This is a genomic window from Tumebacillus flagellatus, assembly GCF_000714935.1.
Taxonomy (GTDB): Bacteria; Bacillota; Bacilli; order Tumebacillales; family Tumebacillaceae; genus Tumebacillus; species Tumebacillus flagellatus.
The window spans coordinates 109240-129886 of sequence record NZ_JMIR01000005.1 but is presented as its reverse complement, the minus strand read 5'-3'; the positions used below and the strand labels follow the sequence as shown (position 1 = coordinate 129886).

The 20647-nt window shown below is 54.2% G+C and carries 20 protein-coding genes; 3 read left to right on the top strand and 17 right to left on the bottom strand.

Translation table 11 applies throughout. The features are described from left to right. Positions 1–8: 8 nt before the first annotated feature. The 5 genes from panC to gltP all read right to left on the bottom strand — a co-directional run bounded on the left by panC (position 9) and on the right by gltP (position 5183). On the bottom strand, positions 9–863 hold the full coding sequence (panC, locus tag EL26_RS05560) for a pantoate--beta-alanine ligase (RefSeq protein ID WP_038085409.1): 855 nt from the start codon (positions 861–863) through the stop codon (positions 9–11). Then, positions 860–1714, bottom strand: coding sequence for a 3-methyl-2-oxobutanoate hydroxymethyltransferase (gene panB / locus EL26_RS05555; RefSeq protein ID WP_038085407.1), 855 nt, complete (start codon positions 1712–1714; stop codon positions 860–862). Before panB ends, panC begins: the two co-directional genes overlap by 4 nt. A 269-nt stretch (positions 1715–1983) precedes the next feature. Then, the gene (locus tag EL26_RS05550; RefSeq protein ID WP_038085406.1) at positions 1984–2697 is read right to left on the bottom strand and encodes a polysaccharide deacetylase family protein; all 714 of its coding nucleotides are present in this window, start codon (positions 2695–2697) and stop codon (positions 1984–1986) included. Between the two features lie 99 nt (positions 2698–2796). Beyond that, entirely contained in the window at positions 2797–3771 is a 975-nt protein-coding gene (locus EL26_RS05545; protein WP_038085404.1) for a biotin--[acetyl-CoA-carboxylase] ligase, read from the bottom strand. A 104-nt stretch (positions 3772–3875) separates the two neighbouring features. Then, entirely contained in the window at positions 3876–5183 is a 1308-nt protein-coding gene (gene gltP / locus EL26_RS05540) for a glutamate/aspartate:proton symporter GltP (protein WP_038085546.1), read from the bottom strand. Positions 5184–5429: 246 nt separating this feature from the next. Here gltP and EL26_RS05535 point away from each other — a divergent pair, with 246 nt between their 5' ends. Both EL26_RS05535 and EL26_RS05530 read left to right on the top strand, forming a co-directional pair. Then, positions 5430–5636, top strand: coding sequence for a hypothetical protein (locus tag EL26_RS05535; RefSeq protein WP_038085402.1), 207 nt, complete (start codon positions 5430–5432; stop codon positions 5634–5636). A gap of 30 nt (positions 5637–5666) precedes the next feature. Continuing rightward, the gene (locus EL26_RS05530) at positions 5667–7541 is read left to right on the top strand and encodes a putative bifunctional diguanylate cyclase/phosphodiesterase (protein WP_274518871.1); all 1875 of its coding nucleotides are present in this window, start codon (positions 5667–5669) and stop codon (positions 7539–7541) included. 78 nt (positions 7542–7619) lie between these two features. Here EL26_RS05530 and EL26_RS05525 read toward each other — a convergent pair whose 3' ends face one another. From EL26_RS05525 to EL26_RS05505, 5 genes are all read right to left on the bottom strand, one after another. After that, positions 7620–8858 carry a CCA tRNA nucleotidyltransferase gene (locus EL26_RS05525; RefSeq protein ID WP_038085401.1) on the bottom strand — a complete coding sequence of 413 codons (1239 nt, stop codon included), beginning with the start codon at positions 8856–8858 and terminating at the stop codon, positions 7620–7622. Between the two features lie 21 nt (positions 8859–8879). Then, positions 8880–9290, bottom strand: a complete 411-nt coding sequence (gene mgsA / locus EL26_RS05520; RefSeq protein ID WP_038085399.1) for a methylglyoxal synthase — start codon at positions 9288–9290, stop codon at positions 8880–8882. A 24-nt stretch (positions 9291–9314) separates the two neighbouring features. Continuing rightward, positions 9315–10121 (bottom strand): 4-hydroxy-tetrahydrodipicolinate reductase, encoded by an 807-nt coding sequence (dapB, locus tag EL26_RS05515; protein WP_038085397.1) that lies wholly within the window; start codon positions 10119–10121, stop codon positions 9315–9317. A gap of 49 nt (positions 10122–10170) precedes the next feature. Next, positions 10171–10512 carry a nucleotide pyrophosphohydrolase gene (locus EL26_RS05510; protein ID WP_038085395.1) on the bottom strand — a complete coding sequence of 114 codons (342 nt, stop codon included), beginning with the start codon at positions 10510–10512 and terminating at the stop codon, positions 10171–10173. An 87-nt stretch (positions 10513–10599) separates the two neighbouring features. Beyond that, positions 10600–11499 carry a hypothetical protein gene (locus EL26_RS05505; RefSeq protein ID WP_038085393.1) on the bottom strand — a complete coding sequence of 300 codons (900 nt, stop codon included), beginning with the start codon at positions 11497–11499 and terminating at the stop codon, positions 10600–10602. Positions 11500–11720: 221 nt separating this feature from the next. Between EL26_RS05505 and EL26_RS05500 the strand changes: the two genes are divergently transcribed. Then, positions 11721–12995: an MFS transporter gene (locus EL26_RS05500; protein WP_238546057.1), complete on the top strand. Its 1275-nt coding sequence runs from the start codon at positions 11721–11723 to the stop codon at positions 12993–12995. A gap of 22 nt (positions 12996–13017) precedes the next feature. Here the strand turns inward: EL26_RS05500 and EL26_RS05495 are convergent, their stop codons facing one another. The 7 genes from EL26_RS05495 to EL26_RS05465 all read right to left on the bottom strand — a co-directional run bounded on the left by EL26_RS05495 (position 13018) and on the right by EL26_RS05465 (position 20411). Then, on the bottom strand, positions 13018–14913 hold the full coding sequence (locus EL26_RS05495) for an ATP-dependent nuclease (protein ID WP_038085390.1): 1896 nt from the start codon (positions 14911–14913) through the stop codon (positions 13018–13020). 81 nt (positions 14914–14994) lie between these two features. Then, positions 14995–16626: an ATP-binding protein gene (locus EL26_RS05490; protein ID WP_038085388.1), complete on the bottom strand. Its 1632-nt coding sequence runs from the start codon at positions 16624–16626 to the stop codon at positions 14995–14997. 195 nt (positions 16627–16821) lie between these two features. Next, complete coding sequence (locus EL26_RS05485; RefSeq protein WP_038085541.1) at positions 16822–17775, bottom strand: aldo/keto reductase family protein; 954 nt, start codon at positions 17773–17775, stop codon at positions 16822–16824. 10 nt (positions 17776–17785) lie between these two features. Continuing rightward, entirely contained in the window at positions 17786–18247 is a 462-nt protein-coding gene (locus EL26_RS05480; protein ID WP_052036029.1) for a hypothetical protein, read from the bottom strand. Between the two features lie 37 nt (positions 18248–18284). Then, complete coding sequence (locus EL26_RS25350; protein WP_161780665.1) at positions 18285–18446, bottom strand: hypothetical protein; 162 nt, start codon at positions 18444–18446, stop codon at positions 18285–18287. A gap of 165 nt (positions 18447–18611) precedes the next feature. Continuing rightward, positions 18612–19709, bottom strand: coding sequence for a toxic anion resistance protein (locus tag EL26_RS05470; RefSeq protein ID WP_038085385.1), 1098 nt, complete (start codon positions 19707–19709; stop codon positions 18612–18614). A gap of 21 nt (positions 19710–19730) precedes the next feature. Beyond that, the gene (locus tag EL26_RS05465) at positions 19731–20411 is read right to left on the bottom strand and encodes a hypothetical protein (protein ID WP_052036028.1); all 681 of its coding nucleotides are present in this window, start codon (positions 20409–20411) and stop codon (positions 19731–19733) included. Positions 20412–20647 lie beyond the last annotated feature (236 nt).

The following is a 20647-nucleotide window of genomic DNA, read 5'->3' as shown; positions in this document are numbered from 1 at the left end:
GATCGTTGCTAGATGTCGAGGACGATGTTGTCGATCAAACGGGTTTTGCCGAATTTCACGGCCAGTGCCAGCAGCGCCGGCTGATCCAGCGTGGAAAGCAGCGAGAGGTCGCGCATCGAAACGATTTGCACATAGTCGAGTTTCGCAAGCGGTTGCTCCTGAATCATCTCGCGCACCGCCGCGACCAACGCGTCGGCGTCGCGCTCGCCCGCCTGCACCCGCTCGGCCGCCATGCGAAGCGAACGGCTCAAGACCAACGCCTGCACGCGCTCCTCGTCGCTCAAGTAGACGTTGCGCGAACTCATCGCGAGGCCGTCCGGCTCGCGGACGATCGGGCACGGCACAACTTCCACCGGCGTGTTCAGATCGCGAACCATCTGCTGCAACACGACGACCTGCTGGGCGTCTTTCAAGCCGAAAAACGCCCGGTCCGGCAACACGATGTTGAACAGCTTGGTCACGACGGTCGCCACGCCCCGGAAGTGCCCCGGGCGCTTCGCGCCGCACAGCGTTTCCGTCACCGCTTCCACGTCCACGTATGTCAGGGATTTGCCGCCGCCGTCCGGGTACATCTCGTCGACGCCCGGCGCAAAAATCACGTCCACGCCCGCCGATTCCGCCAAGCGTGCGTCGCGCTCCAAATCGCGCGGGTATGCGTCAAAGTCCTCGTTCGGCCCAAATTGCAACGGGTTGACGAAGATGCTCATCACCGCGACATCACACTGTTCCTTGGCTTGACGCACCAAGGAGAGGTGCCCTTCGTGGAGATAGCCCATCGTCGGCACGAGGCCGACGGTTTTGCCGCCCGCCCGCTGCTCGGCCACGTAGCGTCGTACTTCTGCAATCGTGTGCAAGATGATCATGAACGTCCGGTCTCCTCTACTAGTCTTTCCAAAACATCGTCCGCCATTTTAAAACCGTGCTGCGCTTCCGGGAACTTGCTTTCGCGCACTTCTTGCGCGAATTGGCTGACGGAGTTGAGCATGGCATCGCCGAGTTCGCCGTATTTTTTGGCAAACTTCGGCAGGTAGCGGTCGGTGATCCCGAGCATGTCGTGGACGACCAGCACTTGCCCGTCGCAGCCGTCGCCCGCGCCGATGCCGATCGTCGGGATCGTCAAGCGCTCCGAAATCAAAGCGGCAAGCGGCGTCGGCACGCATTCGAGCACGAGGGCGAAGCAACCCGCTTCTTGCAAGAGCAGCGCGTCTTCGAAAATCTTCTTCGCGCCTTCGAAGTCCTTGCCTTGGACTTTGTAGCCGCCGAGTTGGTTGACCATCTGCGGTTGCAGGCCGATGTGCCCGCAAACCGGGATGCCGGCGCGCACAATCGCTTGCACTTGCTCCAGAATTTCCCGTCCGCCTTCGATCTTGACGGCGTCGGCGCCGCCCTCTTGGATCAGTCGTCCGGCGTTGCGAACCGCTTCCGGAGTGGAGATGTGGTACGACAGGAACGGCAGGTCGGTGACGATCATCGTCGATTTCGCCCCGCGTGTAACCGCTTTCGTGTGGTGGATCATATCCTCCATCGTCACAGGCAGTGTGGAGTCATAGCCGAGAACGACCATGCCCAGCGAATCGCCAACGAGGATCACGTCGACGTCGCCTTCTTCTGCGGCGCGTGCGGTCGGATAGTCATAGGCGGTCAACATGACGACCTTCTGCCGGTCGCGCTTCATCTCTTGCAATTTGACCGTGGACAGCTTGCTCGTGCTCATAAGGACTCCTCCTTGGGTGGTCTGCCGGGAGCCGAATCTAGTTAGGTTATAGACAAAAAAAGACCCTGCGAGCCTGGTTTTGGGCACGAAGAGTCATCCTTGGTCTTGATTCTCAGTTCCCTGTCTCGGTCCGAATCGGCTCAGAGCAGATGTGTAAAGTTGGAATTCAAGGGTCGTACAGTTTCCATCACGTCGGGAGTACAGTTCAGCTTTGGATACCGTCTCCACCCCCTGAGTATACCCGATTGTTTTGCGGAGTGCTAGACATATTATTGAGAATTCGTGGGCGCATTGCGAATTTCCAGCAACTCCGAGACGGTGACGAACGAGTAGCCCTGCTTTTGCAACGCGGGCAAGAGCTGTTCCAATGCTTGTCCCGTTTGCGCTTCCCGATCATGAAACAGCACGATCGAGCCGTTGCGGACGTTCTTCAGCACGCGCTGGACGATCTTGTGCACGCCGGGCCGTTTCCAGTCGCCGGTGTCGAGGTTCGGAGACCACATGATGACGGTGCAATGGTCGGCACGGGCGGTGTTGACGATCATGTCGTTGTAATACCCGCCCGGCGGGCGAAACAGTACAGGTTTGACGTGCGCGATCTTCTCCAGCACCGTGGAGGCGTGCGTGATTTCTTCGTGCAGTTCTTCTGAGGAGATTTTGCGCATCGACGGGTGGTTGTACGTGTGGTTCGCCAATTCGTGCCCTTCTTGCGCAACGCGCCGCACCGTATCCGGCAACCACTCCGCCCGCTTGCCAATCGTAAAAAACGTCGCTTTCGCTCCGTACTGTGCCAAAATATCGAGAATGCGCGGTGTATTTGGATAAGGACCGTCGTCGAACGTAAACGCGACGACTTTTTCATTGGTCGCCACTTCGCGCACGACGTCGCTTTTCTGCAGGTCCCGAGTCTGCCCCGTGCCGGGGATCAAGAGGGCCAGCAAGAAAAAACAACCTGTAATCAGGCGCTTCAGACCGTTGTTCATGATCTGCTTCCTCCTCCCTATGCGCTTAACATGCCCAAGTGCACGAAAAACGCCTCAACCGGATGCGCGGCGGAGGCGTTTTGGGAGGAGCAGAAGCGGTTAGACGAAAACGGTGATGTCGGCGGAGTAGATTTTCTCTTGCTCGCCGTTGTCTTTCTCCATGAGCAGCACGCCGAATTCGTCGATGTCCAGCGCCTTGCCCTCGATGTCGCCGCGCGCGGTGTGCGCGACGATGCGGTTGCCAAGCGTGATGTTGTTCGCTTTCCAGGCGTCGCGCAGAGAGCCGAAGCCGCCGTTGTTGACGTACCGGCGGTACAGCGGTTCAAATTCCTCCAGCACGGTGCGCACGACTTCGGCGCGCGCCAATTTCTCGCCGCGAATCGCTTGCAGCGACGTGGCGATGCTTTGGAGCTCGTCCGGGAAGTCCGCTTGCGGGATGTTGACGTTGATGCCGATCCCAACGACCAAGTGGTGAATCTGATCAAATTCGGCGTGCATCTCGGTGAGGATGCCGCAGCATTTTTTCCCATTAAAAAGGATATCGTTCGGCCATTTGATGCCCGCTTTGACGCCGGTGGCGCGGGAGAGCGCTTGGCAGAGCGCGACGGCGGCGACGAGCGTGATTTGCGCCGCGTGCGCCAGCGGCAGTTCCGGGCGCAAGATCAGCGACATCCAGATGCCGGAGTGCGGCGGCGAGAACCACTGGCGGCCGCGTCTCCCCCGCCCGGACGTCTGCTCGTCGGCGATGACGACCGTTCCTTCAGGTGCGCCTTGGTTTGCCATCTGCTGCGCCAACGTGTTGGTGGAATCCAACGACTCCCGATAGATGATGCTCTGTCCGATCAGCGTCGTCTGCAAACCTTCGCGGATTTCCGCCGCCGTGACGAGGTCGGGCGATTCGACCAAGCGGTAGCCTTTGTTGCGGACCGCTTCAATTTGATAGCCTGCGTCTTGCAGGTCTTTGATGTGTTTCCAGATCGCCGTGCGCGAGACCCCGCACGCTTGGCACATCGCTTCACCGGAGACGAACCCGCCCGGCGTTTCGCGCAACATATGTAAAATGGTTCCTTGCATGCTCTCGTCAACCTCCTTGTGAAAAAGGAGCCCCCCGTCACCGACGAGAGGCTCCTCAAAAGCATACCATATCTTTGCTGTCTTCACTAGGTTACGCAAACGGGTTACGCGGAAAGACCGTTGCCCCCGCTCGCCCCGTCGGTTTTCAGCGATTCCACATAGGCTTTCGCTTTCTTGTCATCAAATTGACGCTCCCACTTCGACATGACGACAGCCGCCAGCGAGTTGCCGACGACGTTGACGACGGTGCGCGCCATGTCCAGCAATCGGTCGATCCCGGCGATGAACGCGAGACCTTCGAGCGGAATGCCCACAGAGCCGAGGGTCGCCAGCAAGACGACGAAGGAGACGCCCGGCACGCCGGCGATGCCTTTGGAAGTGACCATCAACACGAGCACCAGCGAAATCTGCGCGGAAATCGGCAGGTGAATGCCGTACATCTGCGCGATGAAGATCGCCGCGATCGCTTGGTACAGCGTCGAACCGTCCAAGTTGAACGAATAGCCGGTCGGGACGACAAACGAGGTGATATACTTCGGGCAGCCGTACGCTTCCATTTTTTCCATGATGCGCGGCAGGACGGCTTCCGAAGAAGCGGTGGTGTACGCCAAGACGATTTCGTCCTTGAGGATCTTCAAGATTGTGAAGATCGAGATCTTGGACATCCACGCCACCACGCCGAACACGACGAGAATGAAGAACGCCATCGCACAGTAGACGGTGATCACCAGTTTGCCAAGCGGCACCAGAGACGAGACACCGAATTTGGAGACGGTGACGCCGATCAGCGCAAAGACGCCGAACGGAGCGAATCTCATGACTTGGTTGGTCACCCAGAACATCGTGTCCGCCGTCGCTTGGAAGAAGTTTTGCAACGGCTTGCCGCGTTCGCCAAGCGCTGCGACGCCGAGGCCGAAGAGCACAGAGAAGAAGATGATCGGCAGCATGTCGCCCTTGACGATCGAATCAAAGATGTTCGTCGGAACAATTCCCACCAGCGTGTCGACCAAGGAGTGCGAATGCATGGACTCGTTTGTCGCGACATACTTCGTGATGTCCGATTTCGCGAGATGGCTCATGTCGACACCGGTTCCCGGATGAACCAAGTTCGCCACCAAGAGGCCGATGAGGATGGCAACGGTGGTGATGATTTCGAAGTAGAGAATCGTCTTGCCGCCCAGTTTCCCGAGCTTCTTGACGTCGCCGACGCTCGATACGCCGACGATCAGCGTCGAGATGACGATCGGCACGACGATCATTTTGATCAGGTGCATGAAAATGTCCCCGATCGGCTGCAAAACTTTGGCAACGGTCGGGTTGCCGTAGAAGATCGCGCCAACCGCGATCCCTAAGATCAGACCGATAGCAATTTGAATCGCCAGGCCGAATTTTTTCTTTTTCGGTTGTTGCATGTCGATCACCACTTTCTACTCTCAAGTGTATAGGTAAGAACGTTTTCGAAAGAAACCGTTTTCGTAGAGAGAACTCCACGAATCTATTCTAGCGGATTTCCGAAAAAGTTTCAACAGTGTACTATAAATAACAATACATTCAGAAAGTTCTTTTTTGTCACAAGATAGCGAGTCTTCTTGATGCGCGTTCCGCTTCGTGATATTTTAGTGTTAACTGAATTAATGCGCGGATGAGGAGGTGAGAGTATGGCTACTCAAGAACTTCGATATTTTTTTAACTTCGAAGAAGTGGCTACTAATGTGTTGGCGTTAGTGGAGTTGATGGTGAACACGCGGTCGTTCTATATCGCGTATACCGATTCGGAAGTGGTTACGATCTTGAAGATGCGGGATCGCGTGCGGGGCATGGTGGAGACGAACGTCTTTACAATGCCGATTGAACATTCCTACTGAGGGCATATCTCCGGCGGCCGGGAGCCGCTCGTGATGGACGATACCGCCACCCACCCCGTGGCACAGTTGTATGACACGAAATCGCTCGGGCAGGTCGGGTCTTACTTAGGTGTTCCGATCGTGCTGGGCGACGGGACGATGTTCGGCACTCTCTGTGCCATCGACCCGGAGCCGCACGCGTTTACCGAGCGCGAGTTGGGCGCGATGAAGCACTTGGCGCAATTTCTCGGGCATGCGCTGGAATTGCAGAAGCTCGCCAGCCGATTTCGCTTGCAAAGCGCTGCGCTGGAATCGACCGCCAACGCCGTGGCGATCACCGACCGCGACGGGCGGATTCAGTGGGTCAACCCTGCGTTTACGCGGATGACCGGCTTTACTTTGGAAGAAGCGGTGCAGCAAAACATCGCGGAGATCGCCGAGCACATTCAATTGCTGATGGAAGAGCAATATTGGGAAAGCGAATCGGCCTCTCATCGCAAGGACGGCAGCCTCTATTACCAAGAGACCAAAATTACGCCGGTTCACGATGAAACGGGCGAGATCACGCACTTCATCGCCGTGCGCCAAGACGTGACGGCGCGCAAGCAAGCCGAAGCGAAATTGCATGACCTCGCGCACTTCGACCCGCTGACCCGGCTGCCCAACCGCGTGCAATTTCGCAAGCGGCTGACTGCGGAAATTGAAAAAGCACAGTGGAACAGCCAAACTCTCGCCCTGCTGTTCCTCGACCTCGACCGTTTCAAGACGATCAACGACACGCTCGGTCACACCGTCGGCGACCAGTTGCTCAAAGCCGTTGCGGAGCGGTTGCGTTTTTGCGTGCGCCCTCAAGACATCGTCTCCCGCATCACTGGCGACGGGTTTACGGTGATCTTGCCGGATGTTTCCGGTGCCGCGGAGGTGGAAACGATCGCCGCCCGCGTGGTGGAAGGAATCGCCGAGCCCTATACGGTGGACGGCTATGATCTGTTCATTTCCACGAGCGTCGGGGTCACGATCTATCCTGAGCACGGCGGCGACGCGGAAACCCTGCTCCGCTTGGCGGACACGGCGATGGATTTTGCCAAGGAGTCGGGCCGCAACAACTACCGTTTCTATACCGAGTCGATGAGCACGGACAGCAAATTGGAGATGGAGACAGCGTTGCGCCGGGCGGTCGAGCGCGAAGAACTGAGCCTCCACTACCAGCCGAAAGTCGATTTGGAGACCGGTGAGATCAACGGCATGGAAGCACTTTTGCGCTGGTACAACCCCACGTTCGGCTTTGTGCCGCCCGACCAGTTTATCCCGCTGGCCGAAGAGATCGGGCTGATCGGCAAGCTCGGTGAATGGGTGATGCGCACCGCCTGCGCGCAAAACCGCAGTTGGCAAGACCTCGGCCTCCCTCCCCTGCGCGTGGCGGTCAACCTCTCCGTCGGTCAATTTCAGTACACCAACCTCGTGGAGACGGTGCGCAGCGTGTTGCGGGAGACGGGGTTGGACGGGCAGTGGTTGGAGCTTGAAGTCACGGAGAGCTTGATCATTCAAGACACGGAGTTGATCATCGACACGCTGCTCTCGCTGAAGGAGCTCGGCATCGAGATTTCGATCGACGATTTCGGCACGGGCTACTCGTCGCTTCGCTACTTGCAGCGCTTGCCGGTCGATTCGCTGAAAATCGACCGCTCGTTTATCAAAGACCTCGGCTCTCCGCGCAAGGACGACTCCGCCATCCCCCGCGCCATCATCCTCATGGCGCACAGTCTGGGCTTGAAAGTGATTGCGGAAGGCGTGGAGACGGAGGAACAGTTGCGCTTCTTGCGGCATGAGAAGTGCGATTCCATGCAAGGCTATCTGTTCTCCCGCCCCGTGCCCGCCAAGCAGTTTGAAGAGGCGTTGCGCGAGGGGAAGCGGTTGGAGATGTAAGATATTTATTGTTTCTAGCAGAAAAGAGACGGTGCTCCGCGCGATTGGCGGGGCACCGTCTCTTTTGGCTTCGTTTGGTTAGAAGTCTTGCAGTTTGGCGAGCAACTGCTCCCGCGTGTTGGCGTCCGGATGTTGGAGCACCCAGTGCACGAGACGTTGGTTGGCGCGGCCGATCTCCGGGCCTTCGGGGAGGCCGGCGGCGATCAGGTCTTGGCCGCTGAGCGCAAGGTCTTGGAGCGACCAGATCGGCTGCGCGGCAGCGCGGCGCTCCACATCCGCTTCCCATCGCGAGCGGTTCTCCGGGTCGTGGAGGATCGCGTGGAGCAAGACCGCCCGCCGCACCGCTTCTTTGCCGCAGCGATAGAACGTCTCGCGCCAGAACACATCCCGCCACTCGGCGGGGCTGCCCAGTTTGACGACGCGCAACGTGTTGCGGATGCTCGATTTCAACGCGCCGGAAAGTTTGAGGTCGCTGAGCACTTTGTCGACGCGGGCGTCCTCTACACGCAGCGCCGTCAGCAAGATCGCATAACGCAGCGGCAAGTCGGCGGGCGCCTGCTCCGCCCACTCGCCCGCCAGTTGCCACGGATCGATCCCGCGTCCCCACGGGTCGTTGACCTGGAGATCAAACGTCGGCGGGCGCGTGATCACATAGCGCAGCGTGTCGGTGCGGCGCAAGAGATCGAGGGCGAGGCTCGGCGAGCTGAGCAGCATCTTGTGCCACTCTTCGCGCACGCGCTCGCGGGCGATCTTGCCGAGTTCTTGCGCTTCGTAGACGATGGCGGCGAACGTTCTCTCCTCGATGGTGAAACGAAGTTGGCAGGCGAAGCGGATGCCGCGCAAGATGCGCAGCGCGTCTTCGTCGAAGCGCTTCAAGGGATCGCCGACGGCGCAGACCACGCCGTCTCTCAAATCGCGCAGCCCGCCGAACGGATCGTGCAGGCGGCCGTCGCGGGAGAGCGCCATCGCGTTGATCGTGAAATCCCGCCGCGCCAAGTCTTCCGTCAGCGACCGGACGAAAATCACGCTGGACGGCCGCCGCCCGTCCTCATACTCGCCGTCGGTGCGAAACGTCGTCACTTCGTACTGCCCGTCCCCTTGCAACACCGTGACGGTGCCGTGCTTGATTCCCGTGGGCACCGTATGGGGAAACAGCGCGATCACGTCGTCCGGGAGCGCCGACGTGGTGATGTCATAGTCGTACACCGGGCGCTGCAAGTGTTTGTCGCGCACGCACCCGCCGACCAAGTACGCTTCATACCCGGCCTGCTCTAAAATCTCCACCACCTGCCACGCTTCCCGTTCGAAGGAATCCACGCGCTTCCCCTCCTGACGTCTCTAGGGTTGTTGATCCTCTTTCAAAGCTTCACGCCATTGCATGCCGCCCGACTCCAGCGAGCGGAGCAAGACTTCCGCCGTCGCCATGTTGGTGGCGACCGGAATGTCGTGCACGTCGCACAAGCGCAGCAGCGCCAAGATGTCCGGCTCATGCGGCTGCGCCGTCAACGGATCTCGGAAAAAAATCACCAAATCCATCCGGTTTTCCGCTATCAGTGCTCCGATTTGCTGGTCGCCGCCCAGCGGCCCGGACAAAAACCGGTTCACCGTAAGCCCGGTGGCTTCTTGAATCCGCATGCCGGTCGTACCGGTGGCGTACAGCACGGCTTTGGCGAAGATGTGCTGATAGGCGACGGCGAAATTGACCAGCGTGTCTTTTTTGCGATCATGGGCGATCAAAGCGATGTTCATGCGTGGCGCTCCCCTTTTTCTCTATTAATCGAGCAGGTTTTCCAGCCCGTAGACGAGACCTTCGTACTTCATGACTTGCTTGCAGGACATGACCACGCCCGGCATGAACGACTCGCGGTTGATCGAGTCGTGGCGGATCGTCAGCGTCTGACCCAAGCCGCCGAAGATCACCTGCTGGTGGGCGACATAACCCGGCAGGCGGACGGAATGCACGCGCATGCCGTCAAATTCGCCGCCGCGCGAGCCGGGGATCGTTTCGTGTTCGTTCGGATGGCCCTGTTGGACAGCTTGACGCTCTTGGGCGATCAGTTCGAGCGTTTTGATCGCGGTGCCGGACGGCGCGTCGAGCTTTTGATCGTGGTGCATCTCGATGATTTCCACATGCGGCAGGTAGCGGGACGCTTGCTGGGCGAAGCGCATCATCAGAATCGCGCCGATGGCGAAGTTAGGGGCAATCAGACCGCCGATGCCGCGGTCTTTGCACGCTTGGTCCCAGTTGGCGATCTCTTCCGGCGTCATGCCGGTGGTGCCGACGACGGGACGGACGCCGAGTTCGATCGCTTTGTCGATGTTGGCTTTCATCGTGGCGGGCGTGGTGAAGTCGACCATGACGTCGGCATTCGTGTCGATCAGGGTTTTGACGAGGTCGTTGCTGAATTTGACGCCGTTCGATTCGTGGCCGAGGACGGCGGAAACAGCGACATCATTGAGCGTGCGGTCCACGCAGCCGACGAGTTCGAGTTCCGGGTCGTTCAGGACGGCTCTGACCGTCTCGCGGCCCATGCGGCCCTTGGCGCCGACGACGACGACGCGGATTTTATCTTGTGCCATGTTGTGGTTCATCTCCCCTGCTGTGTCTGGTGCAAGCGGTGCGGTGCAGTTATTTTTTTTCTGCTTGGTCGATGCGCGTCCACCGGTTGGCGTCGCGGGTGTTGAATTTGTGCATCACGGCGTGATGTGCGTCTTCGAGATCGATGCCGAGCGAATTCGCCATGCAGGTGATCACAAACATCAGATCGCCGAGTTCCAAAGCGATGGAGCTTTCGGCTTCTTCCTTCTTCTTGGGTTTTTCCCCGTATGTATGGTTGACTTCCCGTGCCAGTTCGCCGAGTTCTTCGGTCAGCCGCGCGATCAGGGTCAGCGGCTGGAAGTACCCTTCCTTGAATTGCGAGATGTAGTCGTCCACTTCCTTCTGCATGCCTTTGAGCGTGAGGTTTTCCATGAACAGCCTCCTGTGGGTTCTCTTGCTTATTCTTCATTATAGCAAAAAAAACGAGCAGAACACGCGCACGCGTCCTGCCCGTTTGATTTACTTGGCTTGCGTAAGGATCTTGCAGACGCCGCGTTCGGCTTCAGCGCGGTTTTGGACACGCGGGAGCAGTTCTAGCGCCGCGTAGGGAACTTTGATCGCGTGCGGGTCTTCGTAGGAGTGGCTCCAGTACGCCGGGTCGAGTACGGAAGTGAAGCCTGATTCGACGATCTGGCGTTCCAGCACTTCCGCCGGGCGCTGAGCGTTCAAGTGCATTTGCAGACGGTGCCAACGCATGCCCTCGCGTTGGATGTCTTCGTAGCCCAGACGGCCGAGGTCGACGAGAGCTTGGGCGAACGTCACGCCGTGCTCCAATTCGCCGGTGAAGAAATAGAATTGCTCGTTGTACACTCCGTCCGGCACGACGACGTCCAGTTCGTCGAACGCGCGCTGCACCATCTCGTCGACGTCGGCGTACGGCTCCAAACCGAGTTCTTCCGGGGTCAAGTTCAAATAGTCGGAGATGCCGTAGTAGCGGTTGGCGCGGTCCTTCAGCGTCTGTTCCAAACAAATCGCCAAGCCCTCGACGATGCTTGGCGTGCACAGTTGCGGAAATTCGATCAGCGCCCGCAACGCCAGCGTCCCGAACGTCACGCCGTGCCCGGAGCGGCGCAGCACGGAGGCGTTGTTGCGAATGCCCGCCACGACGTGCGCCAAGAGCGCCGGGTCGGCTTGCTCCTCAGGGAAGAGTTCAAACCATTCCGGATGCTCGGCTTGGTAGCCCTCGCAAATTCGCGAGAGCCCTTCGCGCACATGCTCCGGCACCTCTTGATCCCGCTGGATAAAAAACGCCGCCAACATCGCAGCCCCCACATGTCCGTCAAAAAAATTAACCCGTCCTGCACGGCTGATTGCCGTCAACCCGAGAGCCGGGTATTGATCAAAGTCAAAGTTCGCCATCGTCGTCTCCCCTTCAATTGGAAGTTTCTAGGACTATCATAGAACAGGATGGCGAAAGTTTCAATACTTTCCTATATAGAAAGTTAGTTACAAATTTGGAGTTATGGAGCTTGGAATTCGATCACCACGAAATTAGATAAACTTCGAATTTGTGATTGACGGCAGCGTCTGATTCGATTACCATCAAATTAGATACTATTCGAATAAGGTGGTGCACGTCCATGAGCCTCGCAATGTTTCAATCCTTCTTCAGCGTGTTTGCAAACCGCACGTACCGCAAGCTCTTCCTCGCCAACTTCACGTCGGAGTTCGGCAGCACAATCGGGACGGTGGCGTTTGCGTTCTATCTGTTGGATCGCTTCTCGTCCCAGCCCGGCTACGCGACGATGGCGGAATTGATGATCTCGCTTCCGACCCTGTGCGTGTTCTGGATCGTCGGCGTGCTCGCCGACCGCATGAACCGGCAGAAGATCGCCGCGAACGCCGACTGGATTCGCGCCGGGCTCACGCTGCTGATCTTGGCGGCGCTGTGGGCCGGGTGGGTTCCGGTGATCTTCGCGCTGCTGTTTGTCCGCTCGGCGGTGGGGCGTTTTTTCTTGCCGGCGGAAGCGGCGTTGGTGCAGGGGGTGCTCGATCAGGAGGAGTACACCACCGCCGTCGGGCTGAATCAGATGGTCTCTTCCGTGTTCCTGCTGTTTGGCAGCGGCCTGGGCGCGCTCTGCTACTGGAACCTCGGAGCGGAAGGCGCGATGGCGGTGGATGCGGCGTCTTTTTTTCTCTCGGGGTGGTTGATTCGCGCGTGCCGGATTTCCCGCGAGGTGCTCTTGCCCAACGGCGCAACTTCCTGGCGCGAGTTGAAGCCGTCGGTGGTGTTTCTCGATTTGAAAGCGGGCGCACAGTACGTGTTGAGCTACCCGCTCCTGCGCTCGCTTCTGTTTGGCCTCCTGATCCTGGGGGTTGTCAACGGCGGGTTGACCGTGTTGCCGATGTTTCTACTGAAGTATAAACTCGCTCCGGATTCCTACCAAGCGATGACCGTCTACCAAGGCATCGTGTTCGGCGCGGCTCTCCTGATCGGCAGCCCCGTCGCCTCCCTCCTCGCGAAAAAAATACCCCTCTACCGCCTGATCATCTTCGGCTTCCTCCTCGGAGCGGTCGGCATCGGGTGCACAGGTTTCGCCGGAAGCATGCCGGTCTACTACGCCTGCTTCGCGCTGTTCGCTCTCTCCATTCCGCTCGTCAACATTCCGTTCAACGGCTGGATGCAGCAGATCGTCGACCCGAAGATGATGGGCCGCGTTCAGGGTTGGATCACGCCGCTGACCCAATCTTCGCAATCGCTCGCCTTAGCACTGCTTGCGTGGCTGTTCCCGGCACACTTCACGCTCCCGACCCTGTTCCTCTGCGTTGGCTCGCTGGTTCTCCTCACCGCGCTGTTCTACACCTATGCCCTCCCCCGTTACGCCGAAGAAAAAAATCCCCCGTCCGCGGCTTGAGCCTGTGGGACGGGGGATTTTTCTAATACTTGATCCCGTTCGCTAATTTTATCTTTTCCATAACTTCTGCGATATTTTTCTTTAAATCTAAGTGTTCGTACCAATTTATATCTTTCCACATGCCTACAACACTTTTAGCGATACTCGATTTACTATTCGAAAGAGAATCTGAGACTTTACCGAGCTCAATTTCACCTAAACTACCGCCATCTTCAAATGAATAAATCTTACTAAAGAACTTGTCGAAGGAATCGTATTGCCCGAACTCTTCATCACCCAATCCTTTCAAGTTGAATATTAATTTTTTCATTTCCTCACCACTTTTTACTCGGTGTTTCTTATGGTCTTCATTCATTAAAACCTTCAAAAACAACTCATGCGGGATGTAATTTTCAATTTCCCTCCCTTTTGTTACCCAAACATACACAAAATCCGATAAGGACCTGTCATGACCGTCTATTTTCACCGTCAATTCAGACACTTTTTTCTTAATGTTTTTGACTCTTTCCTTTAATTCGCTATCCTCATTAGCTTTATCAGAGTCACAAACAATAACTGCGTAACGACTTGTTCGAAATATATTAATATTTTCTCCATCACTTAGAATGTCCAAATTTGCAAGATTTGACCCGCCATACATCAGGAAGCTATAATGTTTCCCTTCAACTAATCTCATATCATCTGTCGAATGATCCTGTATCCATTTGTTAATATATGTTCTGTCACTTGGCCCTTCAATCCAAATAACCAAATTACTCTGCAAGAGCTGCGAAGCGCGAATCCCGAGTTCGTCCAATACTTCGTAATGCTGCACGATAGTATCACATGGCTGAATATCAGAGGATTGATTATGTTTACGCATGACTCTATGAACACTCCAGTCAGAGTCGATTTGATCAATAAGAACAGATGAATGCGTAGTAAAGAAAAATCTATGATTCTTAAAATTATCTTTCATTATGCCTACCAACTGAATTACTGCTTCAGGATGCAAGTTCCCTTCGGGCTCCTCAATAAAAACATTTAGTTCTTTATCTCTGTATAGATGTAGGTACGACAATAACATTATCAATTGAGAAACGCCTGTACCCAATTGTGATAAATTCGCAGCAATGGGATCAGGATTTGAGCCACGCTTTAGATAAAACCTTAGGTCAGAACCAGCCGCCTCGATCTCAAACAATTCCTCTAAAAGAATGGATTTCACCCAATTCTGGATGTTCTTTTTATAAATAACCCACTCCTTTACGTTGTTTTGTTGTAAATCTATGATTCTATTGATTAGGTCACTTCCATCAAAATCAAACTCTTTTTGGTCAGCTGCTTGACGATTATAATGTCTAATAGGGTCAACAAACACTAAACTTTCCATAAATGCATTCCAATACTCTACAGAATCGTTAGCGAATCCGATCCCATCTTTTGTTTCTACATACTGATTCCTTTTTGGGTCGAATACCTTCGGCTTTTTATTAAAGGGTTCCAATAGATAATTTTTGTCATCGTAAAACACTGACAAACACGTTTGATTGTCATTTGATTTATGGGTAGCTCGCAGATGAACTTCCTTCGATCTGTTATGAAAACTGTCTTTCCCTGACACTTTAATCGAACTACTGTCAATGAATGCATCGAAGACAATATCACTGTTTTCTTCCGCCCAAGTATCTTTTTCCGAAAAGGTTTCGTCCAACAGATTATATCGATTATAGAAATTAGCGCCTCTTATGCTTGAGTCCTTAGCCGCTTGCTTAATACTATTCATTTCTCTGAGTTGATATAGATATCGAAATAAGTTGGACTTCCCCGTATTATTCGGACCAATGATAACGTTGATGTGTTTTAAATTTTCAAGTAAAACACCTTCATCATATGAATACGACCGCCATCCTCTTAGATGAATTTTACTTAGCCTCATCATTCATTCCTCATTTCTTGTTAGATAACTCTAAAAACACTCCTTAGGCGGGAGTGTTTTTAGAGCCTATTTGTGTATTTTTTACTTTGTTGTTCTTTTTTCTCGCAGACTCCATGCTTCTACGATAGAGTCAATATCGTAGCCAACTGGAGGACCATCTGTCCAAGCTTTGTGAAATTTGACATCCTTGCTTTTCGGCCAAGGATTCGGTTCATCGAATCTAACTCTTCCAGGAATGCTTACAGCATCTCCAGTGACAAGTGCTTCTCTATCTCTCAAACTAGAAAGCATTTCTGCTTGTTCCCCTATAGTATCTGGTAATAGTCTTCTAACTTTATTTTGGTCTAAGTCACTAGTCAACCTAAGCGTAATAAACGTTCCACATTGAGAAAGGACCGTAGTGGATACATTCGAAGGGCGCTGTGTAACTACGATTAGACTAATTCCATACTTTCGTCCTTCTTTTGCAATTTTTTCCACCCTGTTCAGGCATAGTGCATATGTGGCTTCTCGTTCATCAGGAATATATGAGTGGGCTTCTTCTAAAACAAGTGCTAGAGGAAGATTTTCCGGGTCCATATCCCAGTATCTGTAATCAAAACAAAGTCTTGCGAGGACTCCAACACTTATAGTTCGAACTTCTGCGGGTAATCCACTCAAGTCCAAAATTGTAATATATTTCTTTGTTTCTTCACAAACTCCAAGTAACTCAGTAAAATATTCCCCAAGCTTTTTTTGGCTCAATCTTTCTCGATTAAGGAAATCAAACCGCGGGTCTTTATTAATAGCGCTTATGCGATTGCTTAATTTCTGAAATGGTTCTTTCTTGGTGGCAGTTGTTTCCGCAGTGGCTAAAGCATCAAGTTTCTTGATTAATTCTTCAATATCAAAGAATATCGGGCTATCAACTGATACTCTTGACTTCTTGTCTTCCTCTACATTATCTTTTTTCAATTCTTCTATTAATCCCTTTAAGATCACTTCTTGTGTTCCACCAGCACCGGGATAATAAATGCCAATGAACTCTTCCAAATCTAAGTACCAATATGGTAATGAGAAATTATCCCAATCTATCAGGTTGGTTTTCTCTGCCCACTGACCACCAAAGGCATCACGGTATTCATTATGTAAATCAAAGAACATAATTCGTGGCTGAGGGTACTCAGTTAAAATCGATTGTGTAATTCTGGCTACAGTACTACTTTTCCCACTCCCAGTGGTACCAACTATCGCAACATGTCTCCCGAGCAATTTATCCAAATCAAAATAAACATCTCCTCCACCTTTCATAGATCGTTTCCCGACCTTAAAAAACTTCCTTTTTTCATCCTCAGAAAGATGGTCGTCAATTCCCATGATTGAATTCACTTGCTCACCGTTTAGTAAATATACATCACATGTTATGTGTGGGAGTTGATCTACTCCCCTTGTAAATCTCCCCTCATCATTAACGCTTCCTACTATAGAAAGTTCAACAAGGTTATTCTCTTCCCAAATACCTTTCTTTTCTACCTCTTCAATTCGAACCCGTGAAACCATACAGATAGTATCCCCATGAAAGTCTCCGCAATTGACGTAAGCACCTACCTCGACATGCATAGCCGGATGCCCATCGTATTCTGGAATTTTCAATGCTTCGGCTTTCACAAGAATGTTACTTCCATCAACACTCCGAACTTTACCAATACAATAGTTCCCAATACGCATATCCATCTGAATCGCCACCCCACTTATTCCAAGTTAATATCTAGTTCTATTATATTCCAAAATATCCTATCTGGACAACACTCTCTTTATTACACACTTTCTATTAGACTCAATGATGTTCTATGTATTAAAAAATCCCCCGTCCGCGGCCTGAGCCTGTTGGACGGGGGATTTTTTTCTATACCCTTGAGGCTTGAGGGCTTACTCGCCGGAAAGGATCGCTTCGATCTCGGTCAGGTCGGCTTCCGAGAAGTTGACGCGCAGAGCGCCGACGTTGTCGTTGATCTGATCCGGGCGGGAGGCGCCGATGATCGCCGAGGAGACGTTCGGTTGGCGCAGCACCCACGCCAGCGCGAGTTGTGCCAGCGAGCAGTCGAGGCGGTTGGCGACGGCACCAAGTTTCTCGACTTTACGCAGGTTCGATTCGGTCAAGAAGCGCTCCACGAATTGCGACGTGGACGGGTCGGTTGCACGGGAGCCTTCCGGAAGCGGTTGGCCGTACTTGTATTTGCCGGTCAGCACGCCTTGCGCCAGCGGCGAGAACACGACTTGGCCGATGCCTTCGCGCTCGCACAGCGGGATGATGTCCTTCTCGATGTAGCGGTTGAGCATGTTGTAGACCGGTTGGTTCGAGACGATGCGGTCGAGCAGGCGTTGGTCGGCGATGTTGAGCGCGTCTTGAATCTGCACCGCCGTCCATTCGGAGACACCCGCGTAGAGGATCTTGCCTTGCGTCACGAGGTCGTCGATAGCGCGCAAGGTTTCATCGAGCGGGGTTTCCGGGTCGTAGCGGTGGCATTGCCAGAGGTCGATGTACTCCACGTTCAGGCGCTTGAGCGACGCGTGCACTTGTTCGAAGATGTGCTTGCGGGAGAGGCCGCGGTCGTTCGGGCCTTCGCCCATCTGCCCAAAGCCTTTGGTCGCGAGCACGAACGATTCGCGCGGGTACTTGGCGAGGGCTTGGCCCACGACTTTCTCCGCTTCGCCGCGACGGTAGACGTTGGCGGTGTCAAAGAAATTGATGCCCAGTTCATACGCGCGGTCGATGCAGGCGGCCGCCGTTTGATCTTCGACGGAGCCACCGTACGTCAGCCAAGAGCCGAGTGCGATTTCCGAGACTTTCAGGCCGGACTTGCCGAGGTTGCGGTATTTCATGTCTGCCATGTTAGAGGACACCTCCGTTGATGTGGGTCGCGTGTTTGACTGCAACGCAGGCGTTGCCGGATTCGGCGGTTTTGTCGAGGTCGAGCACCCGCCAGTTTTTCGAGAGCGTGGATTTCAGCCAGTTTGCGCCTTCGAGGGACAGTTGGATGTCTTCCAGCGATTCGTCGGAATCGGGATAGTCGCGTCCGGCGACGAGGCCGTAGCGCGCGTTGAGTAAGTTTTTCACGCCGAAGATCGAGATGAACGAGAGCTCGTAGCCGTTGGCAAGAGCTTGCGCGAAGTCCTCCGGGTTGGCGTGGTAGGAATCGAGCAAGGCGGTAAACTCGACGTCCTCGCCCAGCGCTTGTTGAAACGGCGCGAGGTCGCCGGATCGCAAATGCGCGAGGATGTCGGCGTCGGCGAAGCCCTTGGCGCGGAGTTGCTCCAGACGCAGAGCGGTCGGTTGGTTCAGTTTGACGGTCATCATCTGCCTCCTAGTCTTATGCAAAAGCGAAGTTTTTTCATGCTGATAAGTCTTTGCTCATGTACACAGTCCTGATGTTTCCGGCGGGCCGCTCAACCCAGTATTCCTCCGTCACGCGGTATTCCGAAAACGCGCTCTGCGTGACCTCGTGGATCAACGGCGCGTCTTCTACAGAAGCAAGCCGAAAGGAAAGTTCCATCGGAGCGCCCCCCATTCGTACCCCTTGATTTTTTACCATATGTAGGTTGGACTTATTATAGCGTATCTCGAATCTTTTGTGATAAAAAACAAGAAAGAGCACCAGCCCGCATGCTTCGGGCTGATGCTCTTCCGTGGATACCGTCTGGAGGGTATGCAAACCGCTTTAATTCAAAAAATGGCTCAGTTCCTCGTTCTCAGCAGCCAGCAGTTTCTCCGGTTTGGAGTTGGCGTTCATGCCGAGGCGGACGCTCATCCGGTCGTTGATCGACGTCATCTTGGCCGTGTATTCCTTGCAACTTTCAATGATCTGACGGTTGGAATTCTCCGAGAGATCAAGCGCGGCCATCAGGTCGCCGATCGCTTGGTTGACCGATTCGATCGACATCGACGGCTTGCTGAGCAGTTCGGTCGTGCGCTCGGTGGTGGTGCGCAGCATGCGGGCGTTCTCCTTGAATTGCTCCTCCAGCGTCTTGTTGGTGGCGTTGACGGCGGCGATCACTTTTTCTTGATCGCCCAGCGCCATCGCGATCATGGCGGAGACGGTGATCAAGTTGGACGTTTTGTCGATGGCGTTGTTGACGGCGTCAACCAATTTGTCGTTGTTGTCGTTGATGATGTCGGTGGCGGCGATCGCTTGGTTGTAGAGCATGATCATCTCCGTCATCGACTGGATGCGGGAGACGACCTTGCGATGCCCGCGTTCCAAGTGGGCGCGGCGGGATTCGTTGTTCGTGCGGTCCATCTCGATTTCAAACATCTCGCTGAGCTTTTGCCCGAAAGCGATCTTCGTCTGCAAATTGTAGATTTCCTCCATCGACGCCCGTTTCAGTTGGCGCATGTAGGAGGTGTTTTCTTGCAGCATGTCTTTGCCGTCCCGCAACCCGCTCAGGATCGCATTGATGTTGGTTTTGACCGATTGGTATTTGTAGACGTAGTTTTTGAGCGGGCTTTTGCGGAGCATCTTCCCGAACAGACCGACGTTTTTGGCGTTTTGCAGTCCTTCGCACTCATCGCGGAGTTTGAGGATCATGTTCGACACTTCGTTGCTTTTGCCGGACATGAGGTCGTTGACGGGCCTGTCCAACATCTGCAAGGTCTGACCGGCTTTCTCTTGCGTTTTCGTCCCCAGCTTCCCCACTTCGTCCATCAAGCTGTCCAAGGACAAGGTGTCGGCGGTGGAGATTTTTTGAATGAGGTAGAACGCTTCCTGCTCGGCTTTTTCGCGGTCTTCTGCTTTCAGTTCAAAGGCTTGCGTCGTCACGAGAATTCCTCCCTTAGTCCATTAGTAGCCTTCCGATTCGCTGTATCGCTGGTGAATGAGATCGGCCTTCGTTTGCAGTTCGATCAGGTCTTTGTACTCGATTCGCTCCGTGATGGAGGTGATTTTCATGTGAATGTCTTTCAACCCGTTCAGCAGCGTTTGACGATTCTTGATCTTGGTCTCCCTGCTTAAGCGCAAGTACGGAGCGATGAATCCGTTCAGGTCTTTCAGCACCAGACGGCGAACCATGTGGTTGAGGTCTCCGTTTTCCATTTGATCCAAGAGCGGCAACAGGTGATGAATGCGCAGAAACAAACTTAAGCAGCGGTCGACGATCTCTTCATCGAGCTTCTGTTTCTGCCCTTCGGAGAGCACCATGTCTTCCAAGATGTACAAATACTCTTCGACCTCCGCAAACTGTGTGTCGGCCATCCGGTTCGTCCGGACGTTGACTGGTTTTGCGTCGGCGGGTGAAGTGCCTCGCTTCTTGGCGGATCTTTTTTTGAGAGAGGCGAGTTCCTCTTCTACTTCATCCGGCAGAACCTCGCGGATCCTCGCACTTTCGAATTTGTCCATCATCCGTCCGACACCAAGTCCGATGAGCGGAAAGAACAACGAGATGATCTCCGGCACAAACAGACTTGTGACCAAACCGAAGAGATACCCCGCCGCAGCCCCCATGAACGCTTTTTTCTTCAGCATCGAATTCAACTCCATCCGCGATATTTGATACATAAATAATACTGTATAAGTTGGATCTCAGCCACTCGTTTGGTAGAATCCATCTCTCGCAAGGCTTTTCGAAGCCTCTCCACAGCCGCTGAACTCCTGCTGTCACTAGGTACTACGTACTTGTCCTCATGAGGTTTCTTTTGAATGGTTCTAGAAGCAATTTGTGATAGGATGAGAGCAGAGTGAGTTGCGAGGAGGTTCCGGGC